This window comes from Nannocystis sp. RBIL2, from assembly GCF_026626745.1.
GTDB lineage: Bacteria > Myxococcota_A > Polyangia > Nannocystales > Nannocystaceae > Nannocystis.
This window is the reverse complement of record NZ_JAPNJW010000001.1, coordinates 5189623-5213362: the sequence shown is the minus strand read 5'-3', so window position 1 is coordinate 5213362 and position 23740 is coordinate 5189623. Positions and strand designations below refer to the sequence as shown.

Sequence of the window (23740 nt, the reverse complement as noted above, 5' to 3'; positions counted from 1 at the left end):
ACCTCAGTTGATCTTGATGAGCGCGCCGGTGATCTCGTGGATCCCGATTGCAGCGCTGGTGATCCGCGGCGCGGAGATGGTGACGCCGGCGGGATCGAGGGTGATGCTGGTGGCGCCGACGCTGAGGACGATCTTTTCCAATGCGGACAGGCGGATCGTGCCGCCGCTGATGTCGACGAGCTGCGGGCTCGTCACGCACACCTCGTTCGGCGCGGAGATCTCGACCTTGGTGGTCTTCGAGCTCATGGTGACGTCGGTGTGGCCCCTCAGGGCGAGGGTCTCCTTCCAGGCGATCAGCTCGGTCTGGGTCTCGCCCTGGAGCGAGAGCAGGGAGTCGTGCGAGCGGAGCAGCATCTGCCCGCTGCTGATGAGGTGCATCCGGCCATGGCGCGAGGAGAGCTCGACGTCCAGCTCGGCGGTGGTCGTATGGCCGCCGCGGTGCACCTCTACGGCATCGTTGCCGTGTTCGACGATGACCTTGTGATCGCCGCGCACCGTGGTCGTGCACTTGCCCTCGAGGACTTCGGTGTTCAGGTCGCCTGTGCAGACGGTGACACCGGCGGGGCCGCCGACCGCGAGCCAGTGGCGTCTATGGACCCGGATGTCCTGAGAGCCGAGGATTTCGACGAACTGGTCGCTACCGACCGTGCTCTTGTGGTCGTGCCGGACGACCTCCCGCAGGTTGCGCTGGGCGTGGACGAAGATCTCCTCGCGGCCGCGGGCGTCCTCGACCCGCAGCTCGTTGAAGCCGTCGCCGCCGGGCGTGCTGTCCGATTTGAAGGTGGTGCGCGTCTTGTGGTCGGGCAGCGCGTGCGGCGGGCGGTTGAGGCTGTTGTAGACGCAACCGGTGACGAGCGGGCGATCGGGGTCGCCGTCGATGAACTCGACGAGGACTTCCATGCCGACGCGCGGGATGGAGATGGCGCCCCAGCCGGCGCCGGCGCTGGCCTGGGCGACGCGGATCCAGCAAGACGCGGTGTCGTCGGGCGGGGAGCGGCGATCCCAGTGGAAGCGGACCTTGACCCGGCCGTGTTCGTCGGTGTGGATCTCCTCGCGCGGCGGGCCGACGACGATCGCGGTGTGCGGGCCGTACACGCGCGGACGCGGCGGAGCCTGGGGCGCGCGCCAGGGCCGGTCGGCGCGGACGCACTCGAAGGTGTTGACGTAGCGCGGCTCGGTAGCGCCGCTGGCGAACTGGTCCTGCTCGGGGGCGTCGCCGCGGTGATGGACGCGGATGATGAGGTGGTCGCCGTCGAGCTGAGGCCGCGGGAGGCCGCGCAGGGCGACGGTGTGGCCGGGGAGCATCTCGAGGACGTCACTCTCGCCGAGGCCGAGCTCGGCGCCAGCGCGGTGCGCCTCGAGCTCGCGGCGGGCGCGGGCGCGGCCGTCGTCGTGTTGAAGGCGATGCTCGTCGTGGTGATGGCGCGTGCGGACCCGACCCCGAGCGTCTCGGCCGTCGTCGACGCGGTGATACGGGGCGGACTCGACGTCGCGCCAGTCCCAGTCGCGCTGCTCGACCGCGGTGGTGGTGAGCCGGCCGTGCCAGTCGAAGGCGGCGAGGGACTGACAGCGCGCGGCCCCGGTGTGCCTGGCGACGTAGGGCACTGCGCGGAGCGGGAGCTCGAGCTCCTGGGCGCGCGTGGTGCTATCGAAGATGACGAGGGTCTCGCCGGAGCGATCGGCGGCGTGGGTGAAGAACCAGACGAGGCCCTCCTCGTGCATGAGGCGAGCGGCGAATTCGAGGTCGGACTCGCGGTACTGGACGCAGTACTCGCGGGGGCGGTGCGTGGCCTCCTCGACGCGCATGTCGAGGCCGGCACCGAGGTCGCGCAGGGCGGTCGCCAGCACTTCGCGGAGGATCTGCGGGGCCGTCCGGTCCTGCCAGAATCGCGTGTCTGTCTGTTGGGACAGGAGTTGAAGGGCGGGCGCGACCTCGAGGCGCAAGGCCAGGCGACCGGAGAAGACGCCGAGAGTGCGGGCCTGGGTGACGAGGCCGTGGACGAGGCGGCCGTCGACGCCGCGGCAGAGCTCGAGGGTGCAGCGGGCGCCGAGGAGCGCGGGGACGTCGAGGTCGACGCTGGCGGTGAGGAGGTCGACCGCGAGCGAATAGGGCTCGCAGAGGGCCTCGCGGAGGGTGAAGCGACGGACGTGCCATTCGACGGCCGGGGCTTCTTCACAGGTGAAATAGAACTCGGCCGGTGGGAGCGGCTCGGAGCCGAGAGTCGCCTGGGGATCGGGATTCAAGAGGAGCATGAGCGTGGAGGGCGATCCCGCGCGGGACCGCCGAGGCACGCTCGTGCAAGGTCGAGGCCGAAGGCCTGCAGGGGCCTGGGCGGCGATTTTTAAGCGTCAGGCGGCAGGGAGAGTTGGGGTGGCCAACCGTGGTTGGGACGTCCAGTTGGGCCCCGCTGCTCCGGGGACCGCCGGCGTGTTCGGCGAATCGCGTGCCGCCCGGATCCGCTGCCATGATGGCATTTCGTGGCCCGTATGCGTGGTCTTCAGAATGGGCCCTGGGGTCGAGGTATTCGACCGCAGGGCCCCATACTACCCCTTGGGTCGCGTCACATCGGGACGGCGCAGATCGTGGTGTCGATGCGGAAGTTCGACTGCACGGTGTGGCGCTCGGCGTGGAAGACGTCGAGGGGGTACGTGTTGCCGAGCTCGAGGCCGAGGTCGTCGAGGTCGACGGTGCCGGTCGCCACGCCGTGGACGCCGCCGAGGTCGATGACGAGGTCGCCGTCGATGAAGACCCACACGTCGTCGTCGCCCTGGAAGGTGAAGGTCTCGCCGCCGGTGTACTGGAACTGGGTGTGGATCTCGGTCGTGAAGTGGAAGTTGTGGCCCTGGCCCTCGTTGCCCCACAGGATGTTGTCGACCGGGAAGAAGTCGTTGTTCGTGTAGGAGAACAGGCCCGGCTGGATCTCCGTCAGGTTCAGGACGATCTGCGTCTTCTGGTTTACGTCCTGCACGTCGGTGTACCACTGCGCGAAGGTCGGTGCGTCCGTCAGCATCTTCGGGTTGCCGACCGACGCGAACACCGGCTTCTTGTTGGGGCCGAGGGTCGATTGCACGAGGCCGTCGACCTGCCCGCAGCAGTAGTCCTCCATGTCGGGGTGCGCGAGCTTGAAGTCGCGGATGGTCGCGGTGAGGGTGTCGCCGCAGCCGACCGGGTCGCCCGTGGTGTTGCCGTCCGTCGTGCTCGTCGAGGTGTCGTCGGTGGTCGAGCTGGCGGTCTCGCCGTCGGTGGTGCTCGTGGTCGACGTGGTGGTGTCGGTGGTGCCCGTCGTGGTGGTTTCGGTGGTGGTGTCCGTGGTCGTCGTGCCGGGCGTGGTCGTGGTCGTGGTGTCGGTCGCGCCGGAGTCGGTGATCGCCTCGGTGGTGCTGGTCGAAGTGGTCGCCTGCGTGTCGCTGTCGCTGTTGCTGCCCTCGCTGTCGCTCGTGCCAGTCTCGGTCGCCCCGCCCGTCGGTCCAGTGGTCGGCACGGTCGACGAGGTGGTGGGGTCGGCGGCGGTGGTCGACGAGCTGTCGCTGAGGCTGCCGGTGTCCCCCTGGGTCGCGGGGCCGCCACAGGCGGCGACGAGGAGGGTCATAACAGCGTGAGTTAGGGCGAGGTGTTTTGAACTCATAGCTGCTCAGGATACCGATCGCCCTGACGGGCGCAACAGGCCGAGGCAGCCGAATGGCTCGTGGATCCGGCCGCCTCAGCGAGCGCCGGACCACACGGGCCGAGCGGGTGGGATGTCCCGAGGGACAGGTCAGCGTCGCGCGGGCGGGAGCGCCAGCGCGCGCGCCTGCCGGTGGACGGTCGCGAGTCGACCCTGGTCGACGAGGCGGAGGTCGCGGAGCTCGTAGGGCCCCTGCAGGCCGGCGGCCTTGAGCGTGGCCTCGTCGAATTCGAGCACGAGCTCGCCGGGGCCCGCTTCGAGCCAGCGCGCGGCCTGACCGACGCCGATCGGCTGGAGCTTGCCGGAGCGGTTGGTGCCGTGGAGGACGCCGCTGGCGGCGAAGCGGCTGGCGGCGCCGACCTCGACCTGGAGACGAATGCGCAGACGTCCGTCGGCCGCGTCCTCGACGGCGACGCCGCCGGCGTAGCGGGCCGTCGGTGCGGCGATCGACACCGCGTTGGTGGCGGTGCGGCGGACCGGGACGCCGCGCGCGGTGACGCCCTCGGCGTGGATCTGCAGGGTGTGCAGGACGCCGGGCGCGGCGGCGCGACGCGGGGCGGGGACCTCGGCGCGATAGCTGCCGTCGGCGGCGCGGGTCAGGTTGAAGCGGGTGGTCTCGCCGTCGGGGGCGATGAGCTCGCCGCCGATCGACCTGGCCTTGAGGACAGCCTCGCCGTCGCGCAGGTGGGCGCGGACCTGCAGGCGGCCGCCGACCAGCGCGAGGTCGGCGTCTGGCTCGAGGGACAGGTAGGCGCCGGCGTCGCGCTCGAACACGTGGACGAGCAGGGGGCCGCGCACGCGGGCGCGGAGGACGAAGGCGCCGGCGCCGAGGTCGGGGCGCAGGGTGAACATCGCGGTGCCGGGGGCGAACGAGGCGCCGGCGCTGCGCAGGTGGGTCGGGTCGGTGAGCGGGCGCAGGGCGTCGATACCGGGGTAGACGCGGCCCTGGGGGTCGACGAGCTCGAGCGCGTCGACGGCGATCGCGGCGCCGTCCTGCGGGCTGAGCTTGAGCAGCGCGCCGGGCTGGCTGATCGGCAGCGGGACGCCGGCGGCGAGGGCGGCGACGTCGACGCGGCGCCACCAGGCCCGGCTCTCGGCGCGGTGCGCAGTGGGCCGGTCCTGCAGGTCGTCTGCGGACTGTTCGATGGGCCAGCTCATGGTCACCGGCGCGCGATCGATGCTCGCGGACACTGCGGGGACGTCGGTGGCGAGCTGGTCAGCGGCGAGGTCGCCGGGCGCGGGGGCCGACAGGCGGGCGCCGGGGGTCGCAGGCGCGGCAGCGACGGTCGGGGCGGCGAGCAGCACTGCGCCGAGCGAGAGGAGACGGAGGCGGGTCAGCATGACGGAGGTTCCTCGAGAAAGATGAGAGTGCGGCGCGAGTGGAGCGATCAGACGTCGTTGCGCAGGACGACGTCGAGGCCGAAGCAATTGCGCCGGCTCTGGTTGTGGCTCAGCGGCTCGGCGCCGGTGGCGAACTCGGTGTCGTACAGCCACACGTAGCCGGCGCCGCCTTGCGAGGAGCACTCGAGGAAGCCGTCGGAGCAGTCGTCGAGCCAGTTCTGGGTGGTCTCGAGGCCGACGTTGAGGGTGTAGCCGCCGCAGTAGGAGTCGGAGTCGAGCGGGGAGGAGTCGACGTCGGTGCCGACCACGGCCCAGAACTGGCGCGGCAGCGCGGGCCGACCGGCGGTGCCGTAGAGGTAGTTGCTGTTGTAGAAGGCCATGTGGCTGGTCTGCTGCATCGTGACCGCCTCGCTCTTGTAGCCGAGCAACCAGCCGAGCGACTGCTCGAAGCTGTTGCCGGCGGTCACCGCGTCGGCGAGCGGCGTGCCGAGGCTCGAGGGCGCGAGCGCGTCGACCCACTTGATGGTGTTGATGATCTTGGGGTAGCGGCTATCGTAGGTGGGGTTGGAGAGCATCCACCGCAGCACGTTGCCGCCGTTGGAGTGGGTGATCACCACCATCGAGGTGATCTTCTTGTTGTTGATGAAGGTGGTGAGCTGGCCGGCGAGGCAACCGGCAGCCTCGGGGTCCCACACGTATTGTTCGAAGTCGCAATTGATGACGACGTAATTGGCGGGGTTCGTCAGGCCCTGCCGCACCGAATCGACGAAGGGGGCGGTCCAGTAGTCGGCGAGGGCATTGGTCTGCTTGCCGGTGCCGTGGACGAAGGCGACGCCGAGGTTGGCGTGTGCGAGGCCAGGGAGGGCGAGGACGGCCATGCAGGCCAGGGACGACAGCACGCTGCTACGCATGAGGCAGGGACACTCCAGCGCGCATCAGAGCTGGAGTGCGCGCCGGACGTCAATCGAAAAGAGGCGCGAAGTCGCCCCTTCTGCATGGGCGGGCGCGTAGCTGCATTCGCGGGAATCCGAGCTGTAGATTCCTGAACTCGGCTACGGGGAATGCTGACAGCGAGTCCGGGGTCAGGGCCGCGGTGAGAGTTCGAGCAACGCCAGGCAGGGGCGGCCGGATTCGCAGGGGAAGTCGTGGCGGGCGACGATCTTTCGAGAGGCCGCGGGCAGGGCGGAGACGAGGGCGCGCTCGCTGGCGGCGTTGTCGGTGAAGGGGCCGTCGAACAGATTGGGGCCGGTCGACAACACCACGAAGCGGGCCGGATAGGTGTGGAGGATCTCCCGCCACGCCGAGATCGTCGCTGCGTCGTCCCCGCGGCGGAGCGCGCGATAGGCGTGAATCGGCGGGTGTGGTGAATGCGACGCCCAGGCCTCGAGCATGCCGACGTGATTGTAGGTAGTGGTGACGGTGTCGCCCTCGCCCGGGTGACGCGCGGCGAGGGTGGCGGTCAGCTGGCGCTGCGCGTCGCCGCTGAGCATCGGATTGGTGACGGCCTGCTCGGCGGACAGGAGGGCGCCGCACTGCCAGGCGCGGGCGGTCAGGAGGGCGGCGACTGCGAGCGCGGCCGATCGCGGCGAGCGCAGGGACTGCAGCTGATGGGCGACCGCGAGGACGAACAGGGGCTCCAGGGCCATGCCGAGCTGGAACTGCTGCGGGTCGCCGTACAGCCAGGCGCCGAACAGGGCGTTGCCGAGCGCGGCAGCGACGAACAGGCACTCGCCGTCGCCGGCGCGGGCGCGCCACCAGCGGGCCAGCGCGAGCGCGAGGACGGCTGTCCCGAAGACCAGGCCGGGCAGCGGCGCGCGCGAGAGGTCGGCGACCAGCGGCAGCAAGATGGTGTCGGGGTCGGCGACCCAGGCGAGCTGGGCGGCGAGGGTCGCAGGGGCGGTGGCTGTCCGATGGGCCAGGTCGGCGAGGGGCAGCTTGGCGGCCGGGGCGGTGCCCGCGTGCAGGGGGAGCGCGAGCTGGACTGCGAGCGCGAACAGCAGCGGGATCGCGGCGCCGAGGCCGAGGGCGAGCGCGGGGCGGCGCAGGCCGGCGCGGCGCTCGGGGTGGACGAGCAGGAGCAGCAGCGCAGGCAGCAGGGTGGCGGCGATGGTGGCGCGGCAGAGGATCGCGGCGGCGAGGACGAGGCCGAGGCCGAGGCTGCGGGCGGTGGTGAGGGGGCGCGTGGCGAGCACGAGGGCGGCGAGCATGGCGACGCGGCTGGCGAGCTCGAAGCCGTAGCCGGTGCGGGCGAAGAAGAAGAGGCCCGGGGACAGGACGCAGGCGAGCGCGGCGGCGCCGGAGAGCGCGAGGCCGAGGCCGAGGCGGCGGGCCAGAGCGAACACGAGGCCGATCAACGCGAGGCCGAGGAGGACCGAGCTGCGGCGGACGCCGGTGATGCCGTCACCGAGCGCGGGGGCCAACGCGAGGCCGGCGTAGGTACCGAGGGCGCTCTGGTGGCCTTTGATAAAGACGGGCCAGGTGCGGGCGTCGCCGACGTAAGCGAGCTGGGGCCACTGCGCGGTCGAGACCCAGCCGCGGCGATCGGGCTGGTCGTGCGGCGGCAGCAGGCGCACGCCATTGCTGTCGGCGCCGGCGAGCACGACGGGGTGGCGCGGCAGGTAGGGCGTGATCTCCTCGGCGATCACGCCGCGCTCGCCGGCGCCGGGCCACGCGAGCGCGAGGTGGACTGCGGCGAGGCCGACGAGCAGCGCGGGCGCGGCGAGGCGAGCGAGCTTCATGCGGGCTCACGGGGTGAGCGGGCCGAGCGGCGGCGGGCCGGCGGCCTCACGGGCCCGCAGCGCCTCCGCCAGGGCTGCGGAAGCGGCGAGGGCCGCGGGCGGGGTGGGGCTGTCCGCAGGGACAGATCGGGCGAGGAACAGCGCCAGGTGAGCGGTGCGGGCGAGCGGGCGCGGGCCGTCGTCGACGAGGCGGGTGACCGCGAGCTCGAGGTCGGGCTGGTCGGCGGCGCGCAGGGTGAAGACGACGGCGCCGCCGCGCGGCTTTTCGACATGTGCGATCGACCATGTCCCGAGCGACATGCCCGGAGCGACAGGTCCGAAGAAGGCCCACAGGGCGGTCTCCTCGGCGGCGGTGCCGGCGCCGCGGGGGGCATCGGCGCCCGTGCAGGCGGCCGCGCGCGAGAGGACGCAGACGCCGAGGGTGAGGGCGCCGTAGGCGAGCAGCATGCCCAGGAGGCTGGCGCGGCCGAAGGCGGGCACGAGAGGGCGACTATAGCACCGCGCGAAGAGTGACGACACGGGACAACATGTCTCATAGGGCAGGTTTGAGGGCGGCGGGAGGCGGGCCGCCGCGTGGCTCCTGGGCTGTCGCAAAGGCCAGGTGAAAGGGGCGAAGCCGGCCACGGTGGGCGGTGATGATCATCACGGTAGGGGCCTTGAAGGGGCGGCGGGAGGTGGCGATGATGGTCGCGTATGAAGCGGATTTCCCCGGCGTTCGGGCGGCGCGGGCTGTTGCGCGGCGGGGCCGCGATCGTCGGATCGTCGGCGCTTCCGTTCACGTTCACGTATCACCGTATCGCCAGGGCGGCGAAGTACGGCGAGCTGGTGCCCGACCCCGACGGCATCATCGATCTGCCGCCGGGTTTTACTTATAAAATTCTCACGCGGCTGTTCGACCCGATGAGCGACGGCTATCGCTCGCCGGGGCTGCCGGACGCGATGGGCGCGTTCCCGGGGCCCGACGAGGACACCGTGGTGCTCATGCGCAACCATGAGCTCGGCGTGCTCGACATCCTTCACACGCCGTTGCACCCGGAGCAGCAGGCGCCGCCGGAGTCGTACAACCCGGCGGCCTCGGGCTGCGTCACCCGGCTGGTGATCGACAACGAGACGCTCGAGGTGAAGTCGAGCAACCTGGTGCTGTTCGGGACGCTGCGCAATTGCGCCGGCGGCAAGAGCCCGTGGGGCTGGTTGTCGTGCGAGGAGACGACCGACGGCAAGCACGGGTACACCTATCTGTGCTCGACCGAGGCGACGAGCGTGCAGCCGCCGCGGCAGATCGCCGGCTACGGGCGGTTCAAGCACGAGGCGGCGTGCGTCGACCCGGACACGCTGGTCGCCTACTTGACGGAGGATCGCGGCGACAGCTGCCTCTACCGGTTCGTGCCGGACGACAAGGCCGATCCGTTCACCGGCAAGCTGCAGGCGCTGCGGGCGGTCGAGATCGACGAGTTCGCGACGTCGGACATGGAAGTGGGGCAGGTGGTGCCGATCGCGTGGGTCGACGTCGACGAGCCGACGCCGAGCGACGACAGCGTGCGCGGACAGTCGCAGGCGAAGGGCGCGGCGATCGTCAAGCGCGGCGAGGGCATTTATTATTGGCAGGGCGCGGTCTACGTGTGCTCGACCAGCGGCGGTCCGGTCGGCGGGGGACAAATTTTCAAGCTGGTCGACGGACCCGCGGGCGGGACGCTCGAGCTGCTGGCGCGCTCGGACGACCTCGAGGTGCTCGACCACCCGGACAACATCGCGGTCGCGCCGTGGGGCGAGCTGTTCATGGCAGAGGACGGCGACGGCGAGGACTACGTGCGGGTGCTCGACGCCAAGGGGCAGGTGTTCGACTTCGCCCGCAACGCCAAGAGCGACAGCGAATTCTCCGGGGTTTGCTTCTCGCCCGACGGCAAGACGATGTTTATCAATCTGATGTTCGACCACCTGACCCTGGCGATCCGCGGGCCCTTTCCCGAGTTCACGCCGCCGCCGGAGACGACGGGCGGTGAGACTGAGACGGAGACGGGGGCGGACTCGGAGTCGGGCGGGAGCGCGGCGCCGACGACCGGGGGCGTGAGCTCGACGAGCGCGGAGGCCAGCACGACCGCGGAGAGCACCGGCGCCGACGCGACCGGTTCGGCGAGCGGCGGGGCGCTGGACGACGACGGCGGCTGCGGCTGCAAGGCCGATGCTGGCGGGCCGGGGTTCGGAGAGGTGCTCGCGGCCGCGGGGGCGCTGGCGCTGCGCCAGCGGAGCAGCGGTTCGGGGGGATGAACTTCGGGGCATGTTCTGAGGGACATGGATGGGGGCACTGCGATGTCATCCACGCTCACGATCGCGTACGTGTCCGGACACCTCGACCTGACGGAGGAAGAATTCGCGGCGCACTACGTGCCGCAGATCGAGGCGGCCTGCGCGGGCGAGTGCTGGTTCGTGGTCGGGGACGCGCGTGGGGCGGACCTGCTGTTTCAGCGCCACGCGCAGGCGAAGGGGCTGGCGGTGACCGTGTTTCACATGTTCGAGCGGCCGCGGCACAACGTCGGCGAGTTCGCGGCGGTGGGCGGCTTCGGCTCGGACTCTGCGCGCGACGAGGCGATGACCGCGGCGTCGACGATCGACATCGCGTGGGTGCGGCCGGGGCGCGAGCGCAGCGGGACGGCGAAGAACCTGCTGCGGCGGGCGCAGGCGAGGCAGTGACGATCGGGCGGCCGGGAGCGAGTTGCCGCCGACCGGAGCTGGAAAATGAATGCCGCTCAGCCTGCCAGGTGGGCGGGGAAGCTGCGGACGGTGAGCAGGTGGTGCAGGGCGCCGCGCGGGGTGGCGGGCAGGCGCGAGAAGTAGCGCATGGTCGAGGTGAGGTCGCCGAACACGCGCTCGAGCTGCATGTAGCGGGCGTCGCTCAGGACCTCGTCGCACAGCAGCGGGGTGGCGACGCGGCGGCGGAAGGCGCGGAGGCGGGTGAGCAGGCGGGGGTGATACTCGGGATCTTCGACGGTGGCGGCGAGCTCGGCGGCGCGGGCGTGGGTGCCGGCGAGCAGGGCCTCCAGCTCGGCTTCGAAATTTATTAAACCGTCGGGGAAGGACTCTAGCAATTGCAGGTCGTAGTCGGGGTTGGCGTGGACGACCTGTAGAAGATGGTGGGCGACGGTGTCGCAGGCGCTGTGGAGGCCGAGCGGGTCGATCATCGAGGCCGGATCTTCGAGGGTGCGCAACAGGGTGTGGAAGCCGAAGTGGATGTTCTTTTGTGAATAGTAGGTGGCGGCGCAGGGGACGAGGAAGAAGCGCAGCATGTCGATCGCGCCGACCATCCGCTGGATCGCGGTGGGCAGCGGGGCCTCGAGGCGGCCGAGCGCGTGCAGGTGCTGCAGACGCCGATCGACGGCGCGCGCGTCGACCCAGCCGCGCAGCGCGACCGCCAGGCGGCCGAGCTTGTCGCGCCAGTGGGCCGGGCGGCCCACTGCGCGGCGGAGCAGCTGCAAGGTGGATTCGCGCAGGCGGGGGGCTTCGGCGGGCATGATTTGGGAATCATGGCCCGCATTGGGCAGGCGCGCCTACCGCCGCGCGCCTGCCGGAGTCAGCGGGGATCAGCGCATGGCCGCGTAGAACTTGATCGAGCCGCCCTCGGGACGGGTGAGCTCGCAGTCACCGGCTGCCTCGGGCGTGGCTGCCCACGCGCCGAGCGGCACCTTGACGTCGTAGCCGGCGTCGGAGTCGTTGACGGTGCCCGAGTAGCTGTAGAGGTAGTGGAAGTCGCAGCAGCCGTTCAGCATGAAGGCGCTGGCCGTCTCGTTGGTGAAGCCCTGGGTGGTCGTCTTGTTCTGGCAGCTGGTCTGGCCGTCGGGGGTCGAGGTGATGCCGAAGTCACCGCCCTTGAGGATCTTGTTGGGGAGGTTGGCCCAACCCATGAAAGCCTGAGCGCTGACACCGTTGTTGGCGGTGATGGTGACCGGGCCCTTCCAGACGGCGTCGGGCTGGACGAGGTTCTGGTTGAAGGCCGGCTTGTTGACGCGCAGCCAGGTGCCGTTGTTGCGGACGAAGATCGTCTCGGTGGAGATGAGGCTGAGCCCGGTCTTCTTGAGCTGGTTGACGCTGTAGTGCTGGAAGTTCAGCGGGTTATTGTTCAGGTTCTCGGTGTTGGTGACCAGGGTGCGCTCGTTGTCGGCGCCGGAGACGGCGTGGAACACGGTCCAGCCGCCGCCGTCCGTCATCATGTCGCACCACACGTCGAAGGGCGGGACGCCGGGGAAGCCGGGGTCGATCGTGTACTTGCCGCTCTGCTTCGAGGGATCGCCGGCGTGGATCTGCTTGCACGACTGCGGCGCAGTGCAGACGTTGGCGACGCAATTGCCGGTGACGCAGTCGCTGGGGCCGGCGCATGCCTGATCCTTGAGGCACTTGCCGCACATCGGGCCGCCGCAGTCGACGTCGGTCTCGGCGCCGCTCTTGATGCCGTCGTTGCAAGCGGGCGGCTTGCACAGGTGGGTGCAGGTGTCGCTGTCGATCTGGTTGCCGTCGTCGCACTGCTCCTGGCCGGCCCACACGTGGCCGTCGCCGCACGACGCGTTGATGCAGCCGTCGAGGCAAGCGTCGGTCTGCAGCTGGTTGCCGTCGTCGCACTGCTCCTGGCCGGCCCACACGAAGCCGTCACCGCACTCGGCGTCCTTGCAGGAGTCGAGGCAGGCGTCGGTGTTCGACATGTTGCTGTCGTCGCACTCCTCCATGTTGGAGGGCTGGATGAAGCCGTCGCCGCAGTCGGCCAGGTTGCAGGCGAGGGTGCACTGGCCGAGGTTGTCGTTGAGGTCGCCGAGGTCGCACTGCTCGGTGCCCTGCTCGAAGCCGTCGCCGCAGGTGGCGAACTTGCAGACGTTGGTGCAGGCGTCGTTGTTGCTCTGGTTGCCGTCGTCGCAGGCCTCGCCGGGGCCGACGTCGGCGTCGCCGCAGAAGTTGGCGCTGCAGTCGGCCTTGCAGGCCTGGCCGGGGCCGTTGTTGGCGCCGTCGTCACACTGCTCGACGTTGGCGTGGATCAGTCCGTCGCCGCACGCGGCGGCGAGGCAGGCGAGGGTGCAGTCGCCGCTGTCGCTGTTGTTCGCGCCGAGGTCGCAGTCCTCGCCGAGGCTCGGCTGCTCGAAGCCGTCGCCGCAGTCGGGGAAGGCGCAGTTGTCGGTGCAGCCGTCGTCGGGGTCGCCGTTGGCGCCGTCGTCGCAGGCCTCGCCGAAGTCGAGGATCTCGTTGCCGCACTGCTCGAGGTCGCAGATGGCGTTGCAGCCGTCGCCGTTGTCGAGGTTGCCGTCGTCGCAGGCCTCCTCGGGGCCCTGGTCGCCGTCGCCGCAGACGTTGAGCTGACACTGGGCGTTGCAGGCCTTGCCGGGGCCGTTCTCGGCCCCGAGGTCGCACTCCTCGGTGCCGCCGCCGCTGCTCCACACGTGGCCGTCGCCGCAGGTGGCGGCCTTGCAGGTGGTGGTGCAGTCGGCGTCGTCGGCGTTGTCGGTGCCGTCGTCGCACTCCTCGCCGACGCCGGCCTGGATGAAGCCGTCGCTGCAGGCGGCGTTGGTGCAGGTGTCGGTGCAGAGGTCGGTGTTGTCGTCGTTGCCGTCGTCGCACGCCTCGGTGGCCGCGACGATCGCGTCGCCGCAGGTCGCCAGGGCGCAGGCGTTGGTACACTCGTCGGCGTCGTCGTCGTTGCCGTCGTCGCAGCCCTCGCCCGGGCCGACGGCCCCGTCGCCGCAGACGTTGTCGGTGCAGTCGGCCTTGCAGCTGTTCATGTCGCCGTTGCCGGCGCCGTCGTCACACTCTTCGCCGGGGCCGACGTCGCCGTCGCCGCAGGCTTGGGTCTGACACTCGGCGTTGCAGGCCTTGCCGGGGCCGTTCTCCGGCCCGTCGTCGCAGGCCTCGCCGTCCTCGACGATGCCGTTGCCGCACTCGGCGACCGGACCGGTGGTGGTGGTCGTGGTGTCGGTGTCGCCGTCGGTGGTGGTCGTGGTGGTGGTGCCCTGCGTGGTGGTCAGCGGGTCGGTGGTCGCGGTCGTGTCGGTCGTGTCGGTGGAGGTCGTGGTCGACGTCGGCGTCGTGGTGGTCGGCAGCGAGGTGGTCGGGACGCCCGTGGTCGGGTCGGGGCCGGTGGTCGGCCCGACGGTCGTGGTCTGCTGCGACGTCGTGCTCTCGGTCGTGGTGTCGGTATTCGCAGTGTCGGTCGTGGTCGCGGTCGAGTCGGAACACGCCGTCACGTACGCGCAAGTGGCCAAGCCAAAGATCAACCTCAAGCCCTTCATGTTCTCCAAGCCTCCAGCGAGGCGACGCTACCACGGGCGATCGTTCAGCAGCAACGCGAGGGCGCGCTCGCAAGCGCGCGACGATCTTCCGGGGGCGAAAGGTCGATCGCGAATCATTGCGCGGCGGGCGGTGTGAAGCTCCGTCGCGCAGCGATCAAATCACCCCATTGATAGGGCACGGCCCACTCGGGGCGAGCGCTCGCAGGGGCGTCGGGCGCGAGCCCGGGCGTGAGGTCGACGATCGTCCACGGCGTGGCGGTGGTGATGTCTGCGACGACCTCGACGCCCTCGGCCGGGCAGCCGAAGACGGTGACGATACGGGTGTCCGAAGGACCAGGTCGCAGCGCCGTCACGTCGAGGACACGGCCGCCGACGCGGAGGGTGGCGACGGCGCCGCCGGGGATCACGAGCATGGAGGCGAGCGCGCCGGGGCGGGCCCGCAGGGTCATGGTCGCGCGACCCGGCGGGTCGCCCTCGGTCCGCGGGCGCAGCTCGAGGCGCGGGCCGGCGTCGCCGAGCAGAGCCGCGGGCGCCGAGGGGACCGCGCGGCTCGACCACGGCAGCAGCGGGCGCGGCTCGTCCCACGCGAGGGCGGCGGCGAGCGGGTCCGGCACGCCGGACGGGGCCTCGACGACGTGCCACGCGCGACCGGCGTCGAGGTCGGTGAGGTGGACGAGGTTGGCCTTGGCCGGATGGTCGCCGTCGTGGCGCGGAGCGACCGCGGCGAGGGTGACGGCGAGGATGGCGACCAGCACGAAAGGCCATGTCCAAAGGGACAGGGTCTTTTCGCCAGGTTCTTCGGTGCAGGTGGGGAGCAGCGCGGTGCACAGCCAGCCGACGGTGGCGCCGACGAGCGGGGCGGACAGGCCGAGGGCCTCGACCAGTGCCGGGGCGAGCGGGGTCCAGACTGCGACCGCGAGCAGGGCGGCGGCGATCGGGGCGAGGCGCGAGGCGGGGGCGAGGGCGGCGAGGACGGCGGGGGCGAGCAGCAAGATCGCGGCGCCGGGGATCTGGATGGCCACGAAGAGGCCGAGGCCGGTCCACAGCGACCATGTGACGAGCGACTGGGCGAGCGGGCCGGCGCGGCGGACGAGCGGGCGCGCGACGGCGAGGGCCGCGGCGACTGCGGCGGTGGCGAGGCCGAGCAGAGCCGTCGAGGTGGCGGCGCACCAGGTGCCGAGCGGGCGGGTGAGGGCCTCGGCCGCGAGGAGCAGGACGGTGGCAGCGGCGACCGCGGCCAGGACTGCGACGAACGGGGCGGCGAGGGCCAGCAGGACGTTGCGGGTGGACAGCTCGCGGCGGCGGCGGACGGCGGTGACGAGCAGCGCGAGCAGGGCGGCGGCGGCGAGCGGGACGTCGAGCCAGGCGGGCCAGCGCAGCAGGACGAGGCCGAGCAGGTCGACGTAGTGGGCGTTGTGCGGAGCGGGCGGCGGCAGGTCGGCGGTCAGCAGGTTGCGCGCGGTGGCGAGGACGGCCTCGCCCTGTTGTTGCACGCTGCCGAGGTCGAGGTGGGCGAGGTCGTCGCGCGGGGTGTGGTAGCGCAGCACGCCGCCGATGAACGCGAAGTTCATGCCCTGAAGGCCATGTTCCTTGAGGACGGTGAGATCGGTGTCGTTGGGCAGGCGGCGGTAGATCTCGTAGGACAGCGACAGGGCGTTCGCGCCGGCGCCGGCGAAGGCGGCGATCAGGGCGCTGTTGCCGTCGCTGGTCTCGAACATGCTGGAGGCGCCGGTGGTGCCGCGGGCCTCGAGGTTGAGGACGACGCCGATCTCGCCGGCGCGCGGGTGCTCGGCGAAGGCGCGCATGCCGAGCAGGCCGGCCTCCTCGCCGTCGGTGAACACCAGCGCCAGCGGCGGGCGGCGCGGGAGGGGGAGCAAGATCTGCAGCAGCTCCAGCGCAGTCGCCACCCCGTGGCCGTCGTCGGCCGCGCCCGGGCCGGCGCCGACCGAGTCGTAGTGCGAGGTGATCGCCAGCGCCGGGCCGGCGACCTGTCCCGGGAGCCAGACGATCACGTTGGTCACCGGGGCACAGTTGCCGCCGCTGCTGCAGGCGAAGCCATGCTGTTCCTCGGGCTCGGTGCCGAGGGCGCGCAGGCGGGCGACCAGGCGCGCGCGGACGGCCTCGTTGGCGGCCGAGCCGACCGGGTGCGGGCGCTCGTCGCCGAGTAACTGGACCAGCTCCTCGCGGGCGCGGGCGGCCGAGAAATTTTCGCGGGGCGCGTCCGGGCCGGCGGGCGCCGGCGGCTGGCTGCGCACGAGGGCGAGGGAGGCGACGCCGAGGCAGGCCGCGAGGACGACGTGACGGAGGCGGCGCGGGGACACGGAGGTGCGCAGGATAGCGCAGAGTCACCGCGGCCGGCGGGCTCGGCGCGGCGATCGCGGGCGCCGGTTAAACGCGAGACGCGAGCGAGGAGCGGGGCTCCTGCTCGCGTCTTCAGGTGTCGTCAGGGACGGGCTGGATTACCAGCGGCCGCCGCCGCCGCCGCCGCGGCCGCCACGGTCGCCACCGCGGCCGCCACCACCACGGCCGCCGCCGCCGCCGCCGCCGAAGCCGCCGCGACCGCCGCCGCCGCCGCCAAAGCCACCGCCGCCGCCGCCGCCGCCGAAGCCGCCGCGGCCGCCACCGCCACCACCGCCGCCGAACGGACGGCTACCACCGCCACCGCCGCCGCCGCCACCCGGGCGATCGCGGCGCTCTTCGGCCTCGTTCACGCGGAGCGGGCGGCCGTCGAGCATCTGGCCGTTGAGGCTCTCGGTGGCGCGCTTGGCGGCCTCGTCGTCGGCCATCGCCACGAAGGCGAAGCCGCGCGAACGACCGGTGTCACGGTCGAGGACGAGGCGGATCTCGGCGATCTCGCCGAAGTCTGCGAAAACTTGCTGGAGGTCCTCCTCGGTGGTCTGGAAGGACAGGTTACCTACGAACAGTCGGTTGCTCATGTGCGTCGTCTCGTGCGTGCGGCTAGTGGGCGCTCTCGCCCCGTGTTCACACCCCGACCGCCGTGGGAGCCGCGCCACGACAGTCAGCGTCGCCGGAGACAAGGACCGATACAAACTCAGAGACGAGCGTGCAAATGAGCCGAGTGCCAGAAACGTTTGTGCGCGCGTGGGATACCACGAGGTTCGCGGGCGCGCAACGAAGCGGGGGACGGGTCGGCGCACGTCGCGGGGCGAACGGCGGTGCACGGCCGTTCGCTGCGCCGCCGGACCCAGCGGGCCCGGGCGTGAGGGTTCAGTCGGCGAGGGTGGTGTCCAGCTCGCGCTCCTCGTCGAGCACGGCGAGGACGTCGACCTCGGGGCGGATTTTGTCGTACAGGTCGGGGAAGGCGGCCGAGGCGCCGTAGCGTTCGCGGACCTGGCGGTACAGCCGGAGGTCGAACATGACCTCGAATTCGTCGCGGGTCATGAAGGTGTCGGCGTAGAGGAACGGGAAGCCGCGCACGCTGGCCGTGAACGCCTCCATGGCCCGCATCGCGTGGACCGTCTTGAACGGCAGGCCGCGCTGGATCGGCCCGGGCACCCCGTAGACCCCGAGGTCGAAGTACATCGCGTAGTCCTTGCCGGGCACGATGTCCTCGGGGAACGGGCGCGGCAGCTGGCCGCCGGCCTCGCCGTGGTCGTACACCCGCGACGGGTACAGCAAGATCGGGAACATCTCGAACCGCTCGTCCACGAGGTCGATCGCGCGCTTCATCGCGCTCATCGGCAGCACGATGTCCTGGAACACCTGCATGGTGAAGGTCATCTTGCGCACCGCGGGGGTGGTCGAGAACTTCAGGAAGGCGATCCGCGGCGGCATCATCCACCCGAGCAGGGCGCGGAACAGCGGGTGGTTGCCCTCCGGGATCATGTGCGCCACCACCCAGAAGATGCTGCGGTTGTGGCGGAGGATGTAGTCCTGCAGCGGGATGTACTCGTCGCCGCCGCGCTCGGCGAACGTCTCGACGTGCTTGTAGAACCACGGCTTGTACCAGCGGCCGACGTGGTTGATCTTGGCCCGCTCGGCCGGCTCGGTCGGCTCGTCGGCGAAGTCGCCGCACATGATCACCGCGCGGTCCTTGGCGTAGACGGTGGCCTCGAGGAAGTGCGGCGCGTCGTCGGCGTTGGCGAGGCGGTACATCTCGTCGCAGTAGCCCTGCTGCGAGTGGACCGGGACGTAGCGCATGTGCACGTACTTCTTGATCGGGACGACGGCGAGCTCGACGCCGACGAGCAGGCCGAGGGTGCCGTGCGACCAGCCCATGGCGCGGAACAGGTCGGGGTGGCTGTCCTTCGTCACGCGCACGAGGCTGCCGTCGGCCAGGACGACCTCGTAGGCGACCACGGTCTCGAACAGCATGCCGACCTTGTGCGAGTGCGTCGTCATGCCGGCGGCCAGGGCGAGGCCGCCGATGGTGGCGTCGGCGATCTCCAGGTGGACCGCGAGCATGTAGCCGCGCTGCGCCAGGAAGCGCATGGCCTGGCCGACGGTGACGAACGGCTCGACGCGGACGGTGCGCGCCTGCTCGTCGAGGCCGAGGACGTCGCGCAGCGCGCCCATGCGCACCTTGTGCCAGGTGTGCTTGGGCTCGAAGCGGGTCGAGAGGTTCATCCACGTGCGCCGGTCGGTGCACATCGGCTTGCGCTCGCTCGCGGGCTGGCTGGCCCAGCGCCGCACCTGCTCCTGGATCTCCCGCACCTTCTCGTCGTGGCGCTCGGGCGCCGCCCCGAGCAGCTCGTAGGCCCGCGCCCGCGCCCGCAGGACGGCGTCGAAGACGAAGCCGACCGGCAGGCCGACGCCGACCAGCAGCAGCGAGCGGTACTTGGTGAGGAGGTCGACGAGCTTCTGGCGCATGGTGTTTTAAGGGGCAGGTGCGGAGAGACAGGTCCGATGGGACATGGCCGAAGCGACAGGCTTCAGCCGATCAGGCGTGGCAGGTGGACGGCGACCTGGCGCTGCCACCAGTCCCAGTCGTGCCGCGACTCGCGGCCCCAGATGTCGGTGACGCTGGGGATGCCCTTCTCCTCGAGCAGCTGGCCGAGAGCGATCGTCTCCTCGATGCAGCCCTCCTCGTAGGCGCCGCGGCCGCAGACGAGGGTGAGGTGGGTGTTGCGGCGCAGGCGGTCGAGCGCCTCGCCGTGCAGGCCGGGGACGAAGGCCAGCGGGTTGTTGAAGTAGAGGTCCGAGTCCTGGTGCTTGCCGGTCAGCTCGGTGGTGAGGTAGCGGCCGCTCATGCACAGCACGCGGCGGAAGGTCTCGGGGTACTTGAGGGCGAACAGGGCGGCGTAGGTGCCGCCCAGGCTGCAGCCGACGGCGGTCATCGGCGCGCCCTCCCAGCGGCAGTCCTCGCGGATGAAGGGCACGAGGGTGTCGAGGATGAAGCCCTCGTAGGCGCGGTGCCGCTGCATGCGCGCGGCGATCGAGCTCTCCTTGTCGGTCCACACCTGGGAGACGTTGCTCTCCGGGCAGTAGAACTTGACCTTGCCGGCGCGGACCAGCGGGCCGAGCACCTCGAACATGCCGTGGCGGTCCCACTCGTGGGCGAAGCCGGCGGCGGAGGGGAAGGCGATGACGGGCGGGCCGTAATGGCCGTAACACCACAGGTGAACCTTGCGCCCCATGGCGGGGCTCTCGAGCATCAAGTGACGGGCGTGCATGCGTGCGACCTCGATGATGCCGGCGCTCGTCGGGCGGGCGCAAGGGTCGGCCGCGGCGGGGCCCGGACGGGCGAATCAGGCGGGTCCGGGGGCGACCAGGGCAGGCGGGGCCGGGTGGCCGCGCCGGGACCTAGCCTTCGGGACAGGTCTCGGCGAGGGTGCTGCGCGTGACCGCCGGGTCGCCGGCGGCGAGCACGAAGATGCCGGGGAAGCCGGCGGTCTCGAAGCCGTCGCTGGGGTTTGCGCACAGCAGCGAGTCGGTCAACGCGAGGGTGCCGCTGCGGTCGTTACTGACGAAGAAGATCGCGCCGCCGCCCTCGTTGGCGTGGTTGTCGCGCACCTCGGTGCCGCACAGCGAGAGGGTGAAGCTGTTGCCGTCGTTGTAGATCGCGCCGCCGCTGCCGCCGCCCGGCGTGCCGCTCTCGGCCGGGTTGGCGCCGTCGCCGACGGCCCGGTTGTGCGAGAAGTGGCTGTTGATCACGGTGTACGACACGCCGATGCTCGACAGGCCGCCGCCGTTCGAACACACGTTGCCGAGCTCGGGCGCGCCGCCGAAGGTGCTGTTGACGACGTAGACCGGGCGATCCTCGTGCTGGTCGAACACCCGGATCGCGCCGCCGCCGACGTCGGGCCCGGTGGCGGCGCAGACGTTGTTGAAGAAGCGCGTGTTGACGGCGCGAAACCGGCCGCCGCGGACGAAGATCGCGCCGCCGCCGTCCTCCTCGCTCCGGGCGTCGCCGTCGACGAAGGTCAGGTTCTGCACGACGAGCCGCGGGTGGTCCTGGTCGTCGCAGTGGTCGGTGGTCCAGCGCTGCGCCTGGTCGCAGGTGTTTTGATAGAGGATCCGCCGCGCCCCGCCGCCCGAGAGGGTGACCTTGCCGCCGCCGTCGATGACGATCTCGGGGCCGGTGTCGTTGAAGATCTTGGCGGTGCGATCCAGAGTGATGACGACCGGCTCGGGGCCGCAGTCGAAGGTGATGACGCCGCCCTGCTCGACCGCGGCGATGAAGGCGTCGCTCGTGCAGCTGGCAGCGGTGCCGTCGCCGACCACGCGGTCGGGGGCGCTGGTGTCGACAGGCCGCGCCTCGTCGGGGATGTCGCAGGCGCCCTCGGGGTTGCCCGCCGGCGGACCATCGGCGGGATCGGTGAGCGGGTTGTCGACGGGGCCGCGATCGTCGCCGCCGCACGACAGGAGGAGCAGCAGGGCCGGGACGAGACGCGCGGGGCGACGGGGCATGGCGCGCCACCTTAGCGCGGCGAGCGGGACGGACGCGCGCGTATCAGCGCACCGCGCGGTGGCACGCCGACCAATGGCGTGTGACCTGGACCGTGGGTCCGCGGGGCCACGCATCTCGCGAGGGCGCCGGGCGATCGCGCGAATACAATGACAGGAGACCATCAGGCGGGCGCGGATCGTCGCGCGGAATCGCGGCGCTGCCGGAGCGACGTGCAGCGTGAGGCGAGGCACGGTAGGATGCGACGATCCACCCGACGAACCGACCCACACTGAAGCCGATGAAGATCGCAATGATTGGCGCCGGGATCTCCGGCATCGCGGCGGCGCGGATGCTGCAGCGATTCGGCCACGAGATCGTAATGTTCGAGCGCGGGCCCCGGCCAGGGGGCGTATGGGCGGTGGCGTATCCGGAGGTCCGCCTGCAAAACCTGGCCGAACACTATCGATTGGCCGACTTCCCGTGGCCGTTCGCGCCGGAGCTGCACCCGACGCGCGAACAACTGATGCGCTACATGGAGGCCGCGATCGCCCACTTCGGCCTCGACGTGCGGACCGAACACGAGGTGCGCGCCAGCGAGTTCCGCGAGGACGGCTGGTCGCTCGAGCTGGGCACGCCGGCGGGGCCGCGGCGCGAGCGGTTCGATTTCGTGGTGGTCGCGAGCGGACAATACACGCAGGCGCCGCACAGGCCAGAGCTGGCCGACAGATCATGCTTTCCAGGGCAGGTGCTGTCCGACCGCGAGGTCCGCGATCTGGCGGTGCTGGCGAACAAGCGGGTGGCGGTGATCGGGTTCGGCAAGAGCGCGGTCGACATGGCGAGCTTCGCGGCGGCCCGCGGCTCGCACGTCGACCACGTGTTCCGCGAGCCGCGCTGGCTGATCCCGCGCAAGGTCCTCGGGGTCCTCGGGACGAGGCTCATGTTCATGCGCGCGAGCACGGCGATGATCCCGGCGTGGGTCCATCCGACCCCGGCAGAGCGGCTGCTGCACACGCGCCTGCGCCCGCTGGTGCGCGGGTTCTGGGGCCTGATCGGGACGATCCTCCGCGCCGAGGCCGGGCTGCACGGGCTGTGGCGCGACCCCGAGGTGCGCCGACGAATGACGACGCTGATCCCGCGGTCGCCGGTGCCGTTCGAGATGCGCTCGGCGGTGGCGGTGGCCCCCGACAACTACTACCCGCAGGTGATCCGCGGGCAGATCGAGCCGCACTGCGGAGAGCCGGTCGGGTACACGCCGCGCGGGCTGCGGCTGGCCGACGGGCGCGAGCTGGCGTGCGATCTGGTGGTGGTGTCGACCGGCTCGCGGTCGCCGCAATTCCCGTTCCTGCCGCAGGAGTACCGCGATTTGCTCGAGGCGGAGCCGGACGGGGTGCAATTGTACCGTCACGTGATTCACCCGAAGGCGCCGCGGCTGGCGTTCGCCGGCCACAACCACGGGTTTTTGCACGTGCCCGGGGTGGAGGTGGCGATGCTGTGGCTGGGGGCGTACCTGCGCGGGGACCTCGAGCTGCCGCCGGAGCCGGAGATCGAGCGCCAAATGGCGGCAGTGCAGCGGTGGAAGCGGGCGAACATCCTGTTCGAGCCGGCGCGTTCGGGTGCCATCAATACGCGCTTTCATCAGTACCTCGACGTGATGCTGTCGGACCTGGGAGTGTCGCCGTACCGCAAGCGCGGGATGCTGGCCGAATTGACCGCGCCCTACACGGCGGCCGACTACGCCGGGATCTTCGAGGAGTACGAGCGCTCGCGCGGGACCGGGCCGCGGCGGCCGTTGCCGCTGCCGACGTGAATCAGGCCCGTCGCACGTGCTGCCAGTGCAGGGCGGTGGCCAGCAGCCAGGCGCAGGCGAATGTCCACAGCAGGCCCTGCTCGAGCAGGATGGCGCCAGCCCGCGGCAGCGCGTGGTCGGCGGCGGCGGCGGCGACGAAGGACAGCGCGCGAGCGATGCCGGCGACCCCCGCGGCGCCCCAGATCCACGCCCACGTGCCACCGAGCTGCAGGGCGGCGCCGGCGAGGACGACGCAGTAGCTGCCGGCGAGGGCGCCGACGCTGGCGGCGAGCAGGCGAAAGGTGATGATGCCGTTGTCGGTCGGGGCCGGGACGACCTCCGCCTGCAATGCGTAGACCGCGAGCGGCAGCGGGACGACGAGGAGGACGACCAGGAGGTCGCGCGGCCGCGTGCGAATGCCGAGACCGCTGCGCCGCAGGCCGCGGAGGCTGCGGACGACGCCGAGCAGCAGGGCGAGGTCGGCGGCGATGTAGAGATAGCGCAGGCCGTACAAGAAGGCGTCCGCGAGGGCAGGGCGCTTCAAGATGACCGAAGGGACAGCCGACAGGTACATCAGGCCGAGGCGCAGCTCGGCGGCGACGCGCAGGCCGAGGCCGAGGCAGATCGCAGTGCTCGCGCCGCGGGTCGGATCGTCGCTGGCGAGGGCGCGCCGGCCGGCCATCGCGGTGGCGAGCGCGAGCACCTCGACGACCACGGTGGCGATGAAGAGGGCGAGGCGCACGTGGGCGGGCTCGACGTCGCGGAGGAAGTCGATCGCGGCCAGCACCGCCGCGGCGCACCAGATCACGAGGATCGGGGCACGGATCGCGGCGAGGCGGGGCGACAGCACTCGCCCGAGGGTGCGCCCGGGTATGCGGCCCGGTCAAGTTGTGGGCAGGCGCGCGAGGCCGCGCGACGGCGGGCGCGGACAATGTCATCACCGGCCGACCGGGGCGGACAGGTGATTGCGAGGACCCGCGCAACGGCGATTGAGAGGACCCGCCGGCGCGGACGGGTGCCCGGTCACAGGCCCGCGCAGGTGCAGGACGGTCGCCCCGCGCCGGACCATCGGCGCGAGGCAGGCGCGAATGCACCAGGTT

General features: G+C 71.4%; 17 protein-coding genes. 3 read left to right on the top strand and 14 right to left on the bottom strand.

The window, feature by feature from the left end; genetic code table 11:
* Positions 1–3: 3 nt before the first annotated feature.
* The 6 genes from tssI to OV090_RS20645 all read right to left on the bottom strand — a co-directional run bounded on the left by tssI (position 4) and on the right by OV090_RS20645 (position 8224).
* Positions 4–2253 (bottom strand): type VI secretion system tip protein TssI/VgrG, encoded by a 2250-nt coding sequence (tssI, locus tag OV090_RS20670; protein ID WP_267705647.1) that lies wholly within the window; start codon positions 2251–2253, stop codon positions 4–6.
* Positions 2254–2561: 308 nt separating this feature from the next.
* Positions 2562–3590 (bottom strand): fibro-slime domain-containing protein, encoded by a 1029-nt coding sequence (locus tag OV090_RS20665; protein WP_267705646.1) that lies wholly within the window; start codon positions 3588–3590, stop codon positions 2562–2564.
* A 165-nt stretch (positions 3591–3755) separates the two neighbouring features.
* A complete protein-coding gene (locus tag OV090_RS20660) occupies positions 3756–5006 on the bottom strand; it encodes a DUF4785 domain-containing protein (RefSeq protein ID WP_267705644.1) in 1251 nt (416 codons plus the stop codon).
* A gap of 47 nt (positions 5007–5053) precedes the next feature.
* Complete coding sequence (locus OV090_RS20655; RefSeq protein WP_346660393.1) at positions 5054–5884, bottom strand: hypothetical protein; 831 nt, start codon at positions 5882–5884, stop codon at positions 5054–5056.
* A gap of 204 nt (positions 5885–6088) precedes the next feature.
* On the bottom strand, positions 6089–7744 hold the full coding sequence (locus tag OV090_RS20650; RefSeq protein WP_267705642.1) for a glycosyltransferase family 39 protein: 1656 nt from the start codon (positions 7742–7744) through the stop codon (positions 6089–6091).
* Between the two features lie 6 nt (positions 7745–7750).
* Positions 7751–8224, bottom strand: a complete 474-nt coding sequence (locus tag OV090_RS20645; RefSeq protein ID WP_267705640.1) for a hypothetical protein — start codon at positions 8222–8224, stop codon at positions 7751–7753.
* A 213-nt stretch (positions 8225–8437) separates the two neighbouring features.
* Here OV090_RS20645 and OV090_RS20640 point away from each other — a divergent pair, with 213 nt between their 5' ends.
* Both OV090_RS20640 and OV090_RS20635 read left to right on the top strand, forming a co-directional pair.
* Positions 8438–10009, top strand: coding sequence for an alkaline phosphatase PhoX (locus tag OV090_RS20640; RefSeq protein ID WP_267705638.1), 1572 nt, complete (start codon positions 8438–8440; stop codon positions 10007–10009).
* A gap of 42 nt (positions 10010–10051) precedes the next feature.
* A complete protein-coding gene (locus OV090_RS20635) occupies positions 10052–10432 on the top strand; it encodes a hypothetical protein (RefSeq protein WP_267705635.1) in 381 nt (126 codons plus the stop codon).
* Positions 10433–10488: 56 nt separating this feature from the next.
* Here OV090_RS20635 and OV090_RS20630 read toward each other — a convergent pair whose 3' ends face one another.
* The 7 genes from OV090_RS20630 to OV090_RS20600 all read right to left on the bottom strand — a co-directional run bounded on the left by OV090_RS20630 (position 10489) and on the right by OV090_RS20600 (position 20874).
* Positions 10489–11250, bottom strand: coding sequence for a hypothetical protein (locus OV090_RS20630; RefSeq protein ID WP_267705633.1), 762 nt, complete (start codon positions 11248–11250; stop codon positions 10489–10491).
* 69 nt (positions 11251–11319) lie between these two features.
* The gene (locus OV090_RS20625; RefSeq protein WP_267705632.1) at positions 11320–13959 is read right to left on the bottom strand and encodes a DUF4215 domain-containing protein; all 2640 of its coding nucleotides are present in this window, start codon (positions 13957–13959) and stop codon (positions 11320–11322) included.
* A 158-nt stretch (positions 13960–14117) separates the two neighbouring features.
* Positions 14118–16325, bottom strand: a complete 2208-nt coding sequence (locus tag OV090_RS20620) for a M28 family peptidase (protein ID WP_267705630.1) — start codon at positions 16323–16325, stop codon at positions 14118–14120.
* Between the two features lie 138 nt (positions 16326–16463).
* Positions 16464–16940 carry an RNA-binding protein gene (locus tag OV090_RS20615; protein WP_267705628.1) on the bottom strand — a complete coding sequence of 159 codons (477 nt, stop codon included), beginning with the start codon at positions 16938–16940 and terminating at the stop codon, positions 16464–16466.
* Between the two features lie 292 nt (positions 16941–17232).
* Positions 17233–18834, bottom strand: coding sequence for an FAD-dependent oxidoreductase (locus tag OV090_RS20610; RefSeq protein WP_267705626.1), 1602 nt, complete (start codon positions 18832–18834; stop codon positions 17233–17235).
* A gap of 62 nt (positions 18835–18896) precedes the next feature.
* On the bottom strand, positions 18897–19637 hold the full coding sequence (locus OV090_RS20605) for an alpha/beta hydrolase-fold protein (protein WP_267705624.1): 741 nt from the start codon (positions 19635–19637) through the stop codon (positions 18897–18899).
* A 130-nt stretch (positions 19638–19767) separates the two neighbouring features.
* Complete coding sequence (locus OV090_RS20600) at positions 19768–20874, bottom strand: hypothetical protein (protein WP_267705622.1); 1107 nt, start codon at positions 20872–20874, stop codon at positions 19768–19770.
* A 278-nt stretch (positions 20875–21152) separates the two neighbouring features.
* On the opposite strand from OV090_RS20600, the gene OV090_RS20595 reads away from it, so the two are divergent.
* Positions 21153–22661 (top strand): NAD(P)/FAD-dependent oxidoreductase, encoded by a 1509-nt coding sequence (locus tag OV090_RS20595; RefSeq protein WP_267705620.1) that lies wholly within the window; start codon positions 21153–21155, stop codon positions 22659–22661.
* A 1-nt stretch (position 22662) separates the two neighbouring features.
* Here the strand turns inward: OV090_RS20595 and OV090_RS20590 are convergent, their stop codons facing one another.
* Positions 22663–23490 carry a hypothetical protein gene (locus OV090_RS20590; protein ID WP_267705619.1) on the bottom strand — a complete coding sequence of 276 codons (828 nt, stop codon included), beginning with the start codon at positions 23488–23490 and terminating at the stop codon, positions 22663–22665.
* Positions 23491–23740 lie beyond the last annotated feature (250 nt).

Excerpts from the sequence above, each read along its gene's own strand:
- OV090_RS20610 (WP_267705626.1), bottom strand. The coding sequence starts at position 18,834 with ATGCGCCAGAAGCTCGTCGACCTCCTCACCAAGTACCGCTCGCTGCTG.
- OV090_RS20650 (WP_267705642.1), bottom strand. The coding sequence starts at position 7,744 with ATGAAGCTCGCTCGCCTCGCCGCGCCCGCGCTGCTCGTCGGCCTCGCC.
- OV090_RS20660 (WP_267705644.1), bottom strand. The coding sequence starts at position 5,006 with ATGCTGACCCGCCTCCGTCTCCTCTCGCTCGGCGCAGTGCTGCTCGCC.
- OV090_RS20600 (WP_267705622.1), bottom strand. The coding sequence starts at position 20,874 with ATGCCCCGTCGCCCCGCGCGTCTCGTCCCGGCCCTGCTGCTCCTCCTG.
- OV090_RS20635 (WP_267705635.1), top strand. The coding sequence starts at position 10,052 with ATGTCATCCACGCTCACGATCGCGTACGTGTCCGGACACCTCGACCTG.
- OV090_RS20595 (WP_267705620.1), top strand. The coding sequence starts at position 21,153 with ATGAAGATCGCAATGATTGGCGCCGGGATCTCCGGCATCGCGGCGGCG.
- tssI (WP_267705647.1), bottom strand. The coding sequence starts at position 2,253 with ATGCTCCTCTTGAATCCCGATCCCCAGGCGACTCTCGGCTCCGAGCCG.
- OV090_RS20640 (WP_267705638.1), top strand. The coding sequence starts at position 8,438 with ATGAAGCGGATTTCCCCGGCGTTCGGGCGGCGCGGGCTGTTGCGCGGC.
- OV090_RS20615 (WP_267705628.1), bottom strand. The coding sequence starts at position 16,940 with ATGAGCAACCGACTGTTCGTAGGTAACCTGTCCTTCCAGACCACCGAG.
- OV090_RS20605 (WP_267705624.1), bottom strand. The coding sequence starts at position 19,637 with ATGCACGCCCGTCACTTGATGCTCGAGAGCCCCGCCATGGGGCGCAAG.
- OV090_RS20655 (WP_346660393.1), bottom strand. The coding sequence starts at position 5,884 with ATGGCCGTCCTCGCCCTCCCTGGCCTCGCACACGCCAACCTCGGCGTC.
- OV090_RS20630 (WP_267705633.1), bottom strand. The coding sequence starts at position 11,250 with ATGCCCGCCGAAGCCCCCCGCCTGCGCGAATCCACCTTGCAGCTGCTC.
- OV090_RS20665 (WP_267705646.1), bottom strand. The coding sequence starts at position 3,590 with ATGACCCTCCTCGTCGCCGCCTGTGGCGGCCCCGCGACCCAGGGGGAC.